Consider the following 13,832-nt stretch of genomic DNA (forward strand, 5'->3'; position numbering starts at 1 on the left):
ATGTTTATGATGAGGCTTTTGTCATTATTTTGGAAAAACAGTTCATCAAGTAACGAAAAAATCCGCACAATGGCGGATTTTTTCTTAGCTGTTACATAGACACATTAATTTTCGCAGATTTCTTTAGTTTTTCAATTTCTTTTTGTACTTCTTTCTGCTTTTCTTGAGATTCTAGCTGTTTTTTAATTTGTGATTTAACCTCTTTGTATTCAGGTGCTTTTTGCTTTTGTTTTTTCATTTCATCTGCGTATTGATCATAGTACGCTTTGACATCCTTTTCAGAGACGGACGCTGATTTGATTTCTTTGTCGACATACTGGCTGTATTTGATGCTGTCGGCAATGTCACTTTTCAGCTGATCCATTGTGAGTCCGCTTTTCTTAAGGGCTTCTTCAAATTGAGCGTTGTCTTTGAATTGTTTCTTTTCTTCTTTTAGCTGTTTATCTACCTGCTTGTCAGAGGCTTTGATGCCCTTCTTCTCAGCATCTTGCAGGATGAGCTCTTGACCTACGAGCGCATCAATGGTTTGTTTCTTGACTGCTTTTGCGCCTTCTTTAGATGTTGGGTCTTGCCCTGATTGCTGAAGCTGGCCTTGAATGGTCGATAAAGCACTATTATATTCATTACCTGTGATTTTGTCTTGGTTGACGGTCGCAACGACCTTTTGATCATCGATTTTTTGTGCGTCTAATTTCTTTTGCATCTCTTCCATTTGCTTTTGCTGTTCTTTTTGGTCAGCCTGTGTTGTTTCCTTGCTTTTGGCTGAATCGTTTTGCTTATCTTGTTTGGCATCGTTTGACGAGCAGGCTGCAAGCCCAACAGATAACAGACAAGCGATGAGTGTGTATGATACCTTTTTCATCATTTTCTCTCCCTTCGGTATGAGAACATCTAGTGCGCATTCTAACCGTTTTTTAGGAAAAATAAAACCGTACAGACAATTTGTTAGCGGATTGACATGTTTTTTATCTGTTTGTCCTCATTTTGTCTTCTCATAGTCATCTCATGACAAACTCAATCGTGGAATAATTGTTCCATCGCTTCGTCGATATCGGTGATTGGCTGGCGGCAGCTGTAGTTTTCACAAATATAAACGGTGGTTCTGCCATCGATTGTTTTGTAATCTTTTGTAAAGGGCGCGAGCTGCGCTAATTCCTGCCCTGTTTCGGCAGTCAATATGATATCAAATGGCATGAAGCGTTTCTGAAACGCCTGTAAGAGCCGTTCTTTTTGAGGATCACCGTTTTTCCCTAGAATGATGATCTCTCTTTTTGTTGCATATTGACTCAAGAGTCCTTGCAGAAACGCTGTGTGCCCGCTTGGATAGGAAGAGACATCGACATAAAAAGCTTTGAACATCTGCTCTAATGTGTCCAGCCAGTCCTGACGTCCGGTCAGTCTGCTTAGCGTGAGAAGCTGCTTGAGTGCGGTGCTGTTACCAGAAGGCATGGCGCCGTCGTACACTTCTTTTTCTCGAACGAGGAGCGCTTCCGCATCTGATCCTGAGAAGAAAAAGCCCCCTTTTTCCTTGTCCCAAAACAGCTCAAACATGTTCTCAGCTACTGTTGTGGCTTTTTCCAGCCATTCTTGTTCAAAGGTTGCTTCGTATAAGGACATATAGGCAGAAAGCATATGCGCATAATCCTCGATAAAGCCTAGATGCTTCACATCCCCTTCTCTATAGCGGACCATGAGCCGCTCGTGTTGGACGAGGTGTGTTTCTAGAAAAGACATCGCCTGTTTCGCCATACGGATGGCTTCCTCTTCACCGAATACCCTTCCTGCTTTGGCGAGAGCAGAGATCATCAGCGCATTCCAAGATGTGAGCACCTTGTCATCGACAAGCGGTGCGGGCCGCTGCTGTCTGACAGATTGTAAAATGTGCCGGGCAGATTGAAGCTTGGACTGAAGCGTATGGTCGTCGATCGAGAAAGAGGCTTTGATGTCATCAAAAGAGGTTGAAATGGTATGAGGGATGTTCGCCCCTTCAAAGTTCCCCTCTTCTGTGATGTGATAGACAGCGCAGAATAATGCGCCGAGGTCCTCGCCTAAATGAGTCATGATCTCATCTTTTGACCAGACGTAATATTGTCCTTCTTTTCCTTCAGAATCTGCATCTATCGCTGAATAAAAGGAGCCGTCCGGATTCATCATATCTTGTTTGATAAAGTGGATCAGGTGTTGGACAAGCTTTTCATACTCAGGCTGTTGAGTAAGCTGATATGCTTCTGTGTAAGCTTCCATCAGCAAGGCGTTATCATACAGCATTTTTTCAAAATGAGGCACAAGCCATTTTTCGTCTGTTGAATAACGAGAAAAACCTGAACCCACATGATCGTATATACCGCCATTTGCCATCCCATCTAACGTTTTCGTGACTGCATATAATGCATTCTCCTGCCCAGTCCATTCGTAATAGCGCATCAAGAATGAAAGCATATGAGGTGCAGGAAATTTCGGTGCAGAACCAAATCCGCCATACAGCGTATCAAAGCTGCTCATGAGCTGGTAATAGGCTTTGTGGATCGCCTCTTGAGACAAGGTATTTTCTGTCTGCCCTGCTGCTTTGATCCGCAGATTATTTGTCGCCTTCTCTGCTAATGATTCGATATGATCTCGGTCGTTGTGGTACGCATCCAGCAATTGTGTCAGTGCTTCAATGAAACCAGGACGTCCATAAGCACTTCTCTTTGGAAAATAAGTCCCCGCATAAAAAGGCTTTTGATCAGGCGTGACAAATACGTTCAACGGCCAGCCGCCTTGCCCCGTCATCATCTGACAAACAGACATATACATAGAATCGATGTCTGGACGCTCCTCACGATCGACTTTAATCGAAATGAAATGCTCATTTAAGATGTCAGCGACTTGCTGATCTTCGAAGCTTTCGTGTGCCATGACGTGGCACCAGTGACAAGTAGCGTATCCAATGCTGACAAACACCGGTTTATTTTCACGCTTGGCTTTGTCGAAGGCTTCTTGCCCCCACGGGTACCAGTGAACTGGGTTGTGGGCGTGCTGAAGGAGGTACGGTGATTTTTCGTTGATGAGTGGGTTGGGTGTTTGGTTGTTTGGCATGGGTCACCTTCTTTCTAAATGTTTTTTAGTATTCTCTTTTCTCCATTTAATATATCAGATTGCTGAGGCCCGTCATAATTTGTCTGTGAGGTATTCCCATCATGAAAAAAACAAGGGCTATAAACCCTTGTTTTGTCATTATTTCACCTTTTTACTACTTCAATCGTAATGTTTTAACAAGATGGCTGAATTATGTCCTCCAAAACCAAAAGAATTGGATAGCCCATATTTCAATGGAAGCTGTCTCGCTTCTAATACAACATCTAAGTTGCAATCTGGATCTTGCTTCTCTACATTAATAGTTGGCGGAATCATTCCTCGTCTCAAACTTTCCACTAAAGCAATCGCTTCTACTCCTCCGGCAGCACCAAACATGTGCCCAGTCATTGACTTGTTCGCCGTTGTTGGAATTTCACCTGAACGATCACCAAATAATTTCTTAATGGCTAGAACTTCTGAACGATCACCTACTTGTGTACTTGTTGCATGAGCACTAATAACATCGATTTCATCTGTTGATATATTTGCACTTTTCAATGCTTTTTTCATGGCTAAGTAGGCACCCTTACCTTCTGGGTGTGATGCTACCATATGATGAGCATCTGAACTAGCTCCGTATCCCACTACTTCGCATAATATCGGCGCATCTCTAAGAATCGCGTTTTCTAATGATTCTAATACTAAGATACCTGCGCCCTCACTCATAACAAAACCATCTCTATCTGTATCGAATGGACGACTGGCTCGACTTGGGTCTTGGTTTCTAGTAGATAATGCATGTGCGTTTCCAAAACTAGCCAAAGATATCTGTGAGACGGCAGCTTCTGCTCCACCGGCAAATATAATATCTGCATCATCATTTCGGATAGCATTGAAAGCTTCACCAATAGAGGTGTTCCCAATAGAACAAGCTGTGACTGGTGACAATGATGGTCCTTGTGCCCCTAATTTTATGCTGATTTGGGCCGCAGCTGCATTTGAAATCATCATGGGTACAAGGCTGGGGCTTACTCTCGAGGGACCTCGTTTATCTAATACATTCACATTATCAACAAGCGATTGGATGCCCCCGATTCCTGAACCAACATATACCCCTAAACGCTCAAGATCAACATGATCTAACTGTAATTGTGAATTTTCTAATGCTTGTTCGGCTGCTGCTAAGGCAAACTGACTAAAACGATCTAATCGTTTTGCTTCTTTTCTCCCCAATATTTCATCTGCATCGAAATCACGAACAATTCCAGCTATTTTTGTTTTATAATCAGTAGTATCAAAGGAATCAATTAGAGATATTCCCGATTGTCCTTTAATTAGTTGATTCCAAAAGCTATTTACATCATTCCCTAGTGGAGAAATAACTCCCATTCCAGTAATGACAACTCTTTTCATGATCATTCCCTCCTTGTTTTTATTAACTTTAGCCATTGTGTTATCCTATTACAAGTTGTTGTTTATCCTAGTATAATTAATAATATTTTAAAGGGAGATCTTAATGAAACCTGAAACTAGACTTCAAGCTTTATCAGAATTTCTAAAGAACCAACGTTCGAAAATGACTCCTCAAATGGTTGGTTTACCTGTAGGCACCCGCAGAAGAACACCAGGACTAAGAAGAGAAGAAGTGGCTCAACTAGCCGGTGTGAGTCTTACTTGGTATACATGGTTAGAGCAAGGCAGAGATATAAAAGTATCTACTTCGGTATTAGATGCTATTTCTCGTGCATTACAATTAAATAACGATGAAAGGAGATATTTGTACGCTTTAGCGTTAGAGGAAGGAGTGAAACAATCCTTTATCATTGAGAATGAGAAGGAAATCAGTCCGGCTTTAGTGAAAATTTTGCAGGAACTTCGTTATTGCCCAACGATTATATCTGATAGAAGAAGTCAGATTGTGGGGTGGAATCAAGCAGCAGCTAATGTATTTTTGGACTTTGAACAAATCATACCGGCAGAAAGGAATATCATACGCTTACTATTCGCAAGAAAGGAATTTAAAAGTTTAGCCGTGAATTGGGAGCATTTTGTTAGGGGATATATCGCAATATTTAGAACGTATTATGGACAGTATGTGGCTGATGACTGGTATGAGCAATTTATAGAAGAAATGGAGCAGGCATATCCTGAGTTTCGTAAAATTTGGAATGAAAATGAGATCAGCTATGCGCCTGAAGTATTAATTGAATTTCGTCATGCTAAGGCAGGTAAAATGTTGTTTAATCTAACTTCATTACAAGTGTATGGGGATACTGATTTAAGATGCAGCGTCTATACTCCAGTTGAGGATACTGAAACTGAGCTTAAGTTAAAACGTTTAATTGAAGGCTAGCTATCGTTTGGAGAGTAGAATTGATTTGAGGAATACTTCCTTGCTTTGTTTAGACTTTAAATAAAAAAACATTGAGACAGTTATCATCTATTAGGTCCAGTTGGCATCATATAAAGTATTTATGGTAGAAATTATCTTTATACGTTTTTAAACTTGCTCACGACATTTAACTTCTTTGGGTATCACAGATTGAGACGTGACGTCTAGTCGCTTATTTAATAAAAAATAATAAGAATGGAGAGATAAAATGGATTATGTTTATCAGAAAAAGTTAAAAGATAAACGGTAATTGTGTCATATCCGTTAGAGATAGATGGGAGAATTCAATTATTGAATTTGAAAAAAAGCAACATCATATCGATATAGTGGTTAATTACCGTAATGATAAGACAACGAAGTATTCAATACCATTAGAGATTTTTGAAAAAGTTTACGATGATCTGCAGAGAGGTAATTGAGGGGGTTTTTTGATTCCTTCAACTACCTCCATGTAAAATTTATATGCGCTTTTCTATTAATAACTTCAATTGATCCTTGTTTAACCAAGGTCTTTTCCTATGTAATATTCGATGGCAGTTTGAACAAACGATTGCAATATCCTCTACCTTAGTCGAATGTCCTTCATCCATTTCTGACAAAGGAATGGTGTGGTGCCCTTCTATAAAATCTTCCCCGATTTCACCGTATGTTTCATAAAAATCAAATTCGCAAATTTCACAAAACAAACGATTATCATGTTGTTTTTTAAATGTTTCCTTTGCCTGCTTGATGACTAATGGATTGCGTTCTTTTATAATATGCTGCCTTAATTTCTTTTTACCTTCAACAAATCCTATATTATCTTCAGTTAATTCAAGGTGATTTCTACTAGGTATAAATTGTCTTAAGCCCCAATGTCCCTTTCCTTTTCCATCAATGGAATAAAACTTATCAGATAGATCATTAAGGTGTTCCTTTGAAAATGTCTGTATCGCTCGAATGAATGTAAATACGTTTTCTTACTTGAGATTTCCAATCGGTATATTGAGTAAGATCTATGTTTTGACGATGTTCAACATCATCATAGATATCACTTAATGAGGCTCGTCCCCCTAAACTTTTCAACGCTTCAACAATTTCTAATAACTAGGCATTTTGAAGTTCCATGTCGACTCTCCTCTATTTCTTCACCAACACATATCGTAAGTGTTCCAGTTCAAACATGTAAATCAGTTCATCGATCTCTTTAAAATCGATATGTTTTCCAAAGCGTTTTTTGCTTAGGTCAATTTCTACATCCAATTGATCATCTTTTTCTTTCGTTTCGAGTCCATCTACACAAGAATAGATTTTGATGGTTTCTCCTTTTGACAGCTCTTTTTCAATGAATTGAAAAAGTGGACGAAGAGAATGAATGATGTCTAAATCATAAACAAAATGATGTGTGAATTTGTCTCTTACCGCTTCATAGACGGGATCTACATAATCAATGTGAATGCCAGCGAAATCCTCTTCTGTTTCAAATACTTCTATCAAAGGATCTTCTTTTTGATAGGTTTTGGACTTTTTTTGTTTTTTATCAAACGTTCTGATATTGAGTTCAGAGAATGGTTTATATGTAGGATTTTGACCAAAAGTACCAAGTGGCAGTTCTTTGTTTGCTCCAATATAGTGATGTAAAGTCATGGGCTGTCCTCTTTTCTTCAATGATTTCTCGTCCGTTGATTATTTTCTTTTTATCAATAAATGGTGGAATGTGCAATTATTTTCACATACGTTCTCTACAAAAGAGCAGGGCAAGTCGTTTGACTAAATACCTCTTAGGGTATACTATCTGTTCATAGAAAGAATAGAAAGGAGTGCTGGTACATGGAATATAATCAGCAGATGAAGAACCGTCTTCGCCGGATTGAAGGGCAGATTAAAGGGGTTCTTGCGATGATGGAGCAAGGCAAAGATTGCCGCGAGGTGGTCACGCAGCTGTCTGCATCACGTAATGCCATTGATCGGGCAATGGGTGTGATTGTGAGTACTAATCTTGAGCAATGTGTCCGTGAAAGTCTTGAACAAGGCAAGGATACGGAAGGTCTTGTGAAAGAGGCAGTTGAGCTATTGGTGAAAAGCCGGTAAGAAATTCCTCAGCCTTTGGAGGTTGACGGATTTTTTTACTTGATGTAATATACCCTTACCGGTATATGTATATATTTTTTTATTTTTATATACCCCCATAGGTAATATTTGAAGGAGGAGCAGAATGGAAGAACAGAAAAAACGTACGACGATTGTGTTATTCAGTGGAGATTATGATAAAGCGATGGCAGCTTACATTATTGCCAATGGTGCAGCAGCCTATGATCATGAGGTAACCATTTTTCATACGTTTTGGGGGCTGAATGCCTTGCGTAAGGATGAGATGGTACCGATGAAAAAAGGATTTTTAGAAAAAATGTTTGGCAAGATGATGCCGCGCGGGGCTGATCGCATGGGGCTTTCCAAGATGAATTTTGCGGGAATGGGGCCGAAAATGATCAAGCATGTGATCAAAAAGCACAATGCTATGACCTTGCCGCAGCTCATTGAGATGGCGAAGGAGCAGGATATCAATCTTGTGGCATGTACAATGACGATGGATCTTTTAGGATTACAGGAGAAAGAATTATTAGATGACATTCAATATGCTGGTGTAGCGGCATATTTAGCAGAGGCTGAAATCGGACGTGTGAATTTATTCATCTAGTGAGGTGAAGCAGGATGGTGCAGACGATTTTACTCATCATCGTAATTGGATTACTCGTGAGCCGCTTTTTGCCGGTACGAGGTGTAAAGCAAATGGATGCAGCTCATATGAAAAAGAAGCTGAAAAGCAAAGGTCAACAGCTCATTGATGTGCGATCTCCTAGTGAATTTCAAACAAATCATATCAAAGGCTTTCAAAACATCCCGTTGTCTCATTTGAAGAAACGAGCTTCTCAGCTTGAGAAAAATGAAGAGGTCTATGTGATATGTCAAAGCGGAATGAGAAGTATGCAGGCGGCGAAAATATTGAAGAAGCAGGGATTTACTCAAATTACAAACATTAAGGGTGGCATAAATGCTTGGCATTAAATGCGCAATAAAATATACCCCCACCCCTATATAGAGGAGGATAAGACATGCAGCAACCAACTGTCATTTTAGATGCAAAAGGACTGGCATGCCCGATGCCGATTGTAAAAACGAAAAAACAAATGAACGAGCTATTGCCGGGTGATGTGCTTGAAGTGCAAGCAACCGATAAAGGATCAGCAGCGGATCTAGCGGCATGGTCAAAAAGTGCAGGCCACGAATTTTTAGGAACAAAAGTAGAAGGCCAGGTGCTTCATCATTTGATTCGTAAGGGCGGAGAACAAGAGAAAGAAGGGAAGTCCATGATTTCGGAAATGTCTTTGGAGACTTTTCAACAGAAAGTAAAAGAAGATCCATCTTTGTTTATTTTAGATGTGCGAGAGCTTGATGAATACGAGGCGGGGCATATTCCAGGAGCTCTTCACATTCCTCTTGGTGAGGTTGAACAACGTGCGGAGGAATTGAGCCGGGAGACGGACATTTATCTGATCTGTCATTCAGGCAGAAGAAGTGAATTAGCTGCGCAAAAGTTAAAAGAAAAAGGATTTCATCAATTGATGAATATCGTGCCAGGCATGAATAGCTGGACAGGAGCGATTGAAAAATAGGAGCTGAATGGAACATGACGGTAAAAGCGATGAACGCAGAGCAGTTAACAAAAAAGATCGTGAACAAAGAACCGCTCTTTTTGCTAGATGTGCGAAATCAAGCGGATGTTCAGGATTGGAAGATCGAAGGGGAAGCAATCGTTCATATGAATGTGCCTTATTTTGATCTCCTTGAAGGAGTAGAGGGCATTTTATCTCACATTCCTTATGACCGTGAAGTGTTGGTGGTTTGTGCCAAGGAAGGCTCCTCTATCATGGTGGCGGAGATGCTGTCAGAGGCGGGCAGAACGGTCCATTATTTAGAAGGCGGTATGAAGGCGTGGAGCGAGCATCTAGAGCCAGTGAAGATCGGGGATTTAACCGGCGGTGGAGAGCTGTATCAATTTGTGCGTATGGGCAAGGGATGCCTGTCTTATATGATCATGTCGAATGGAGAAGCCGCAATTGTAGATGCAGCTAGAATGACGGATATCTATACCCGTTTTGCTAAAAAACATCATGTCTCTATAACGAAAGTGTTGGATACTCATCTTCATGCGGATCATATTTCTGGTGGGAAAAGACTGGCTGAACAGACTGGTGCCAGCTACTGGCTGCCGCCAAAAGATGCAGAAGAGGTGATCTTTGAATATCACCGTCTTGAAGAAGGGCAGCGGATGACGATTGGAGCGGCTTCCATTGATATTCACCCCCTTTACTCGCCGGGGCATACGATTGGTTCAACATCTTTTATCGTGGATCATCAATATCTTCTTTCAGGTGATATTTTGTTCGTTGATTCGATTGGAAGACCTGATCTCGCTGGAATGGCGGAGGACTGGGTAGGTGATTTGAGAGAAACGCTTTATGACCGATATAGAGCACTTTCGAAAGAATTCATTGTATTGCCAGCGCATTTCATGATCATGGATGAAGTCAATGAAGACGGAAGCGTTTGGAAGGAGCTAGGCGTTCTATTTGAAGAAAATCATGGACTGAATATTGAAGATGAAGACGTATTTAGACAAATGGTCACGAAGAATCTGCCTGCACAGCCAAACGCTTATCAAGACATTCGTCAAGCCAATATGGGGAAGCTGAGCCCAGACGATGAAGCGCAGCGTGAAATGGAAATTGGTCCAAACCGTTGTGCGATTCGGTAATGTCCAATAAAATAAGGAGAGAGGAACAATCAAATGACATCAGATCAAATTTTAGACGTAACAGGGCTTGCATGCCCAATGCCGATTATTCGGACGAAGAAAAAAATGAATGACTTGACGGAAGGTCAAGTTTTAGAAATACATGCAACAGATAAAGGGGCTAAAGCTGACTTGGCAGCATGGGCAAAGTCAAGCGGACATGAATTGATCACGCAGACGGATGAAGGACATGTGCTGAAGTTCTGGGTGAGAAAAGGGTCCTAAAGGATGTTAGGGGTATCTGCTGAAGATCCCCTTTTCCTTTTGCAAAGGAGGAGACCAGCGTGGATTTTGCGTTTTTGATTACACTTTTTATCATCGGATGTATTGGTTCCTTCTTATCAGGAATGGTGGGGATCGGGGGATCTGTGATCAACTATCCTATGCTGCTTTATATCCCGCCACTGGTCGGTGTGATGGCACTATCGGCTCACGAGGTATCAGGAATTGGCGCTATTCAAGTGCTTTTTTCGACGCTCGGTGGGGTATTGGCCTACCGAAAAAGCGGGTATTTACATCGGTCGTTGATTTTATATATGGGGAGCAGTATATTGGCGGGCAGCTTATTAGGCAGTTATGTATCTCACTTTATGCCAGAGAATGGGATGAATCTCGTCTATGGATTGCTCGCGGTAGTGGCTGTGATCCTTATGCTGATTCCAAAAAAGGGACAGCGTGCAGACTCAGAGGGAGAAGTCACTTTTCATAAAGGGCTTGCGGCAGGTATTGCCTTTGTGATTGGCAGTGTTTCCGGGGTGCTAGGCGCGGGTGGAGCATTTATATTGGTACCGGTGATGCTGTCTATTTTAAAAATTCCTGTCAGGATGACGATTGCGTCCTCACTTGCGATTACGTTTCTATCTGCGATCGGTGCATCGACTGGAAAGGTATTGACGGGTCAAGTTATGCTTCTTCCTGCGGTTGTGCTGATGCTGGCAAGTTTGGCAGCTGCTCCGATTGGTGCTAAGGTCGGTCAGAAAATCAATGCCGTCTACTTGCAATGGGCACTTGCTGTAATGATTACGGCGACAGCGGTCAAAATTTGGCTTGATTTATTATAAAGAAAAGACCAACAAAGCGTGTTGGTCTTTTTTATTTGACGTCATCGTGCTCGATATATGTTTCAAGGGCTGGGTGAAACTCTTTTTGATAATGAAGGTTGGGACATGTTTTCACGACTTTGCCTTGCAGGGCATTGGACTTAGAGACTTCTAATGCTGTTTTACATTTAGGGCAGCGTTCGGCAAACAGTGAGGGCCAGCGCTTCATATATTACCACTCCAGTTAAAGTCTTAAAAACCGATTATATTAATATGAATTATAGGGGATCGTGCAGGTGAGGTCAATGGGTGTTTGGGTCTTTTTAACAAAAAAAGAAGCCTCAGCGTGTAGACAAACCCTCGCATTCGTTGTCAGTTCTGCGCGCCGATGCTCACGAATGTCAAATTCGCTCCGCTTCGGTGCTCGTCCTTCCTAGACTTCAAAGGTTTTCAGGTCACGCTGAAAAGAAGCATCGTGAGGATGCTTCTCTTTCGTTCCTATTCTTAATAAGCTTTCGCCCAGAAGACCATATCAGATGCAGGCTTTCCGCAGCAGACACATGTGTCTGAAACGGATTCCTGTTCAAATGGGATACAGCGTGAGGTCGCCCCTGTTCTTTCTTTAATGTCGTTTTCACAGGCTTCGTCACCGCACCACATGGCTTTAATCAATCGGTTTTCTTCTGAAAGAATGTGCTCAATGTCTTCAATTGTGTGAGCTTCTGATGTTTTTTCATGTAATCGTTCTTTCGCCTTTTCGTACATCGTCCGTTGAATGTCTTCAAGCGTGGATGTGATGGTTTGTTCAAGTGCATCTAATGTGACAGCTTGCTTTTCACCAGTGTCTCGTCTTGCGAGCATCACTTGTCTTTTTTCAATATCCTTTGGTCCCACTTCTACACGTAAAGGAATGCCTTGCATTTCACATTCGTTGAATTTCCAGCCTGGCTGTTTATCGCTTGCATCGATGTCAGCACGTGCGATGCGGGTGAGTCGATCTTTCAATTCGTAGGCATGATCGAGCACACCTTCTTTATGAGAGGCGATTGGCACGATCCGCACTTGGGCTGGCGCAATGTTTGGCGGAAGGACAAGCCCTCTGTCATCGCCGTGCACCATAATCATGGCGCCGATAATTCTTGTGGTGAAGCCCCAAGAGGTTTGCTGGACATGCTCTAGTTTTCCTTCACGGTTTAAGAATTCAATGCCAAATGCTTTGGCAAATCCGTTCCCGAAGAAGTGAGAAGTGGCCGTTTGCAGCGCTTTTCCATCATGCATCAAGCTTTCGACCGTATAGGTGAAGCGGGCACCAGCGAATTTTTCCTTCTCTGTTTTTCTCCCTTTAATGACAGGAATGGCAAGGAGCTCTTCGCAAAGAGAAGCGTAGATGTGAAGCATTCTTTCTGTCTCCTCAATCGCTTCTTGCTCAGTCTCATGGCATGTGTGCCCTTCCTGCCATAGGAATTCAAGGGTTCTAAGGAAGGGACGTGTGGTCTTTTCCCAGCGGACGACATTCGCCCATTGGTTATATAGCTTCGGTAAATCACGGTAGGAATGAATGATGTTTTTGTAATGCTCAGCGAACAGTACTTCAGAGGTCGGTCTGACGCAGAGCCTTTCCTGTAATTCGGAATCACCGCCATGTGTGACCCATGCCACTTCAGGAGCGAAGCCTTCGATATGGTCTTTTTCCTGCTGCAGCAGGCTCTCTGGGATAAAGAGCGGCATATACACATTCTCATGACCTGTTTCTTTGATTTGGCGGTCAAGTTCGTCGCGAATATTCTCCCAAATTTTAAAGCCGTATGGCTGAATGATCATACTGCCTCTGACGCTTGAATAATCGACGAGGCGCGCCTTTGTGACAACATCTGTATACCACTGGGCAAAGTCGTCTTCCATGCTTGTAATTTTTTCAACAAATTGTTTCTTTGACATTGCATGTTCCTCCTTTGTAAAAACAAAAAAGCTGTTGTAAAAACAAAAAAGCTGTGCTTTAAGTTAGGGACCATTCCTGGTGGTACCACCCTAATTTAAAGCACAGCTTTACACTCGATCATGATAACGGTATGAACCGCTGTGTGAAACAGAACTAAATCGGCAGGTTCACTTGAAGATGTCAGTAGGAACTTCCAGCACCGTTCCCTCTCTGTTAAAGGTCGATTCAAGCTACTTTTCCAGATCTACGTTGATCAATGTTCGTTGATTTTTCATCAGTTTACCTGTAAATGCAGGAGAAAGCAAGTTGTTCTGGGGTTTCTTGTCATGCTGTTCTGAGTGCTTTTATGTGATCGTGAATTTGCAGTCATTTCCTATTTTTACAGCTTGCCAGTTATGTAAGGCTATGCTAATATATTTGAAGAAAAAAATAGACTTGTATAACCTCAATAATATGGTTTGAGGGTTTCTACCAGGATCCGATAAATCCTGATTACAAAAGCGCGCTTTCCTTTTTTGTAATCAGGGTTTTTTTGTTTGTCTGCGCCCTGTATCAAAAGTGAAAGCGATG

General features: G+C 41.7%; 15 protein-coding genes, 1 pseudogene, 1 riboswitch and 1 other annotated feature. Of the genes and pseudogenes, 8 read left to right on the forward strand and 8 right to left on the reverse strand.

All coding sequences use genetic code 11. The features are described from left to right. Positions 1-91: 91 nt before the first annotated feature. From MHH26_RS18460 to fabF, 4 genes and pseudogenes are all read right to left on the reverse strand, one after another. Positions 92-862 (reverse strand): SurA N-terminal domain-containing protein, encoded by a 771-nt coding sequence (locus MHH26_RS18460; RefSeq protein WP_307498907.1) that lies wholly within the window; start codon positions 860-862, stop codon positions 92-94. A gap of 152 nt (positions 863-1,014) precedes the next feature. Beyond that, positions 1,015-2,502 (reverse strand): thioredoxin domain-containing protein, encoded by a 1,488-nt coding sequence (locus tag MHH26_RS18465; protein WP_334750851.1) that lies wholly within the window; start codon positions 2,500-2,502, stop codon positions 1,015-1,017. Positions 2,503-2,586: 84 nt separating this feature from the next. Beyond that, positions 2,587-3,078: pseudogene (locus MHH26_RS18470) on the reverse strand (thioredoxin domain-containing protein); the annotation flags it as partial. A gap of 159 nt (positions 3,079-3,237) precedes the next feature. After that, positions 3,238-4,470, reverse strand: coding sequence for a beta-ketoacyl-ACP synthase II (gene fabF, locus MHH26_RS18475; RefSeq protein WP_334750723.1), 1,233 nt, complete (start codon positions 4,468-4,470; stop codon positions 3,238-3,240). A 103-nt stretch (positions 4,471-4,573) separates the two neighbouring features. On the opposite strand from fabF, the gene MHH26_RS18480 reads away from it, so the two are divergent. After that, positions 4,574-5,410, forward strand: a complete 837-nt coding sequence (locus MHH26_RS18480; RefSeq protein ID WP_340974313.1) for a helix-turn-helix transcriptional regulator — start codon at positions 4,574-4,576, stop codon at positions 5,408-5,410. A gap of 497 nt (positions 5,411-5,907) precedes the next feature. Here MHH26_RS18480 and MHH26_RS18485 read toward each other — a convergent pair whose 3' ends face one another. Both MHH26_RS18485 and MHH26_RS18490 read right to left on the reverse strand, forming a co-directional pair. Continuing rightward, positions 5,908-6,135, reverse strand: a complete 228-nt coding sequence (locus MHH26_RS18485; protein ID WP_340974314.1) for an HNH endonuclease — start codon at positions 6,133-6,135, stop codon at positions 5,908-5,910. Positions 6,136-6,568: 433 nt separating this feature from the next. Further along, positions 6,569-7,075, reverse strand: coding sequence for a hypothetical protein (locus MHH26_RS18490; RefSeq protein ID WP_340974316.1), 507 nt, complete (start codon positions 7,073-7,075; stop codon positions 6,569-6,571). A gap of 183 nt (positions 7,076-7,258) precedes the next feature. Here MHH26_RS18490 and MHH26_RS18495 point away from each other — a divergent pair, with 183 nt between their 5' ends. The 7 genes from MHH26_RS18495 (at position 7,259) to MHH26_RS18525 (ending at position 11,344) form a co-directional block, all read left to right on the forward strand. Then, a complete protein-coding gene (locus tag MHH26_RS18495) occupies positions 7,259-7,519 on the forward strand; it encodes a metal-sensitive transcriptional regulator (RefSeq protein WP_003217059.1) in 261 nt (86 codons plus the stop codon). A gap of 124 nt (positions 7,520-7,643) precedes the next feature. Further along, positions 7,644-8,126, forward strand: coding sequence for a DsrE/DsrF/DrsH-like family protein (locus MHH26_RS18500; RefSeq protein ID WP_003216959.1), 483 nt, complete (start codon positions 7,644-7,646; stop codon positions 8,124-8,126). Between the two features lie 14 nt (positions 8,127-8,140). After that, positions 8,141-8,494 carry a rhodanese-like domain-containing protein gene (locus MHH26_RS18505; protein ID WP_334750727.1) on the forward strand — a complete coding sequence of 118 codons (354 nt, stop codon included), beginning with the start codon at positions 8,141-8,143 and terminating at the stop codon, positions 8,492-8,494. A gap of 47 nt (positions 8,495-8,541) precedes the next feature. Beyond that, complete coding sequence (locus MHH26_RS18510) at positions 8,542-9,102, forward strand: sulfurtransferase TusA family protein (protein WP_106029687.1); 561 nt, start codon at positions 8,542-8,544, stop codon at positions 9,100-9,102. A 14-nt stretch (positions 9,103-9,116) separates the two neighbouring features. Beyond that, a complete protein-coding gene (locus MHH26_RS18515; protein ID WP_307498913.1) occupies positions 9,117-10,244 on the forward strand; it encodes an MBL fold metallo-hydrolase in 1,128 nt (375 codons plus the stop codon). Positions 10,245-10,277: 33 nt separating this feature from the next. Next, positions 10,278-10,508, forward strand: a complete 231-nt coding sequence (locus tag MHH26_RS18520) for a sulfurtransferase TusA family protein (protein WP_034664361.1) — start codon at positions 10,278-10,280, stop codon at positions 10,506-10,508. A 59-nt stretch (positions 10,509-10,567) separates the two neighbouring features. After that, the gene (locus tag MHH26_RS18525) at positions 10,568-11,344 is read left to right on the forward strand and encodes a sulfite exporter TauE/SafE family protein (protein ID WP_340974319.1); all 777 of its coding nucleotides are present in this window, start codon (positions 10,568-10,570) and stop codon (positions 11,342-11,344) included. Positions 11,345-11,375: 31 nt separating this feature from the next. Here MHH26_RS18525 and MHH26_RS18530 read toward each other — a convergent pair whose 3' ends face one another. Then, positions 11,376-11,552: a hypothetical protein gene (locus MHH26_RS18530; RefSeq protein WP_003216908.1), complete on the reverse strand. Its 177-nt coding sequence runs from the start codon at positions 11,550-11,552 to the stop codon at positions 11,376-11,378. Positions 11,553-11,827: 275 nt separating this feature from the next. Continuing rightward, positions 11,828-13,261, reverse strand: a complete 1,434-nt coding sequence (gene proS / locus MHH26_RS18535) for a proline--tRNA ligase (RefSeq protein WP_340974321.1) — start codon at positions 13,259-13,261, stop codon at positions 11,828-11,830. Positions 13,262-13,323: 62 nt separating this feature from the next. Further along, positions 13,324-13,518: a binding site (T-box leader), on the reverse strand. A 159-nt stretch (positions 13,519-13,677) separates the two neighbouring features. After that, positions 13,678-13,777: riboswitch (purine riboswitch) on the forward strand. Positions 13,778-13,832: the final 55 nt, after the last annotated feature.

Origin of the sequence: Bacillus sp. FSL K6-2839, from assembly GCF_038003365.1 — a bacterium.
GTDB lineage: Bacteria > Bacillota > Bacilli > Bacillales > Bacillaceae > Bacillus.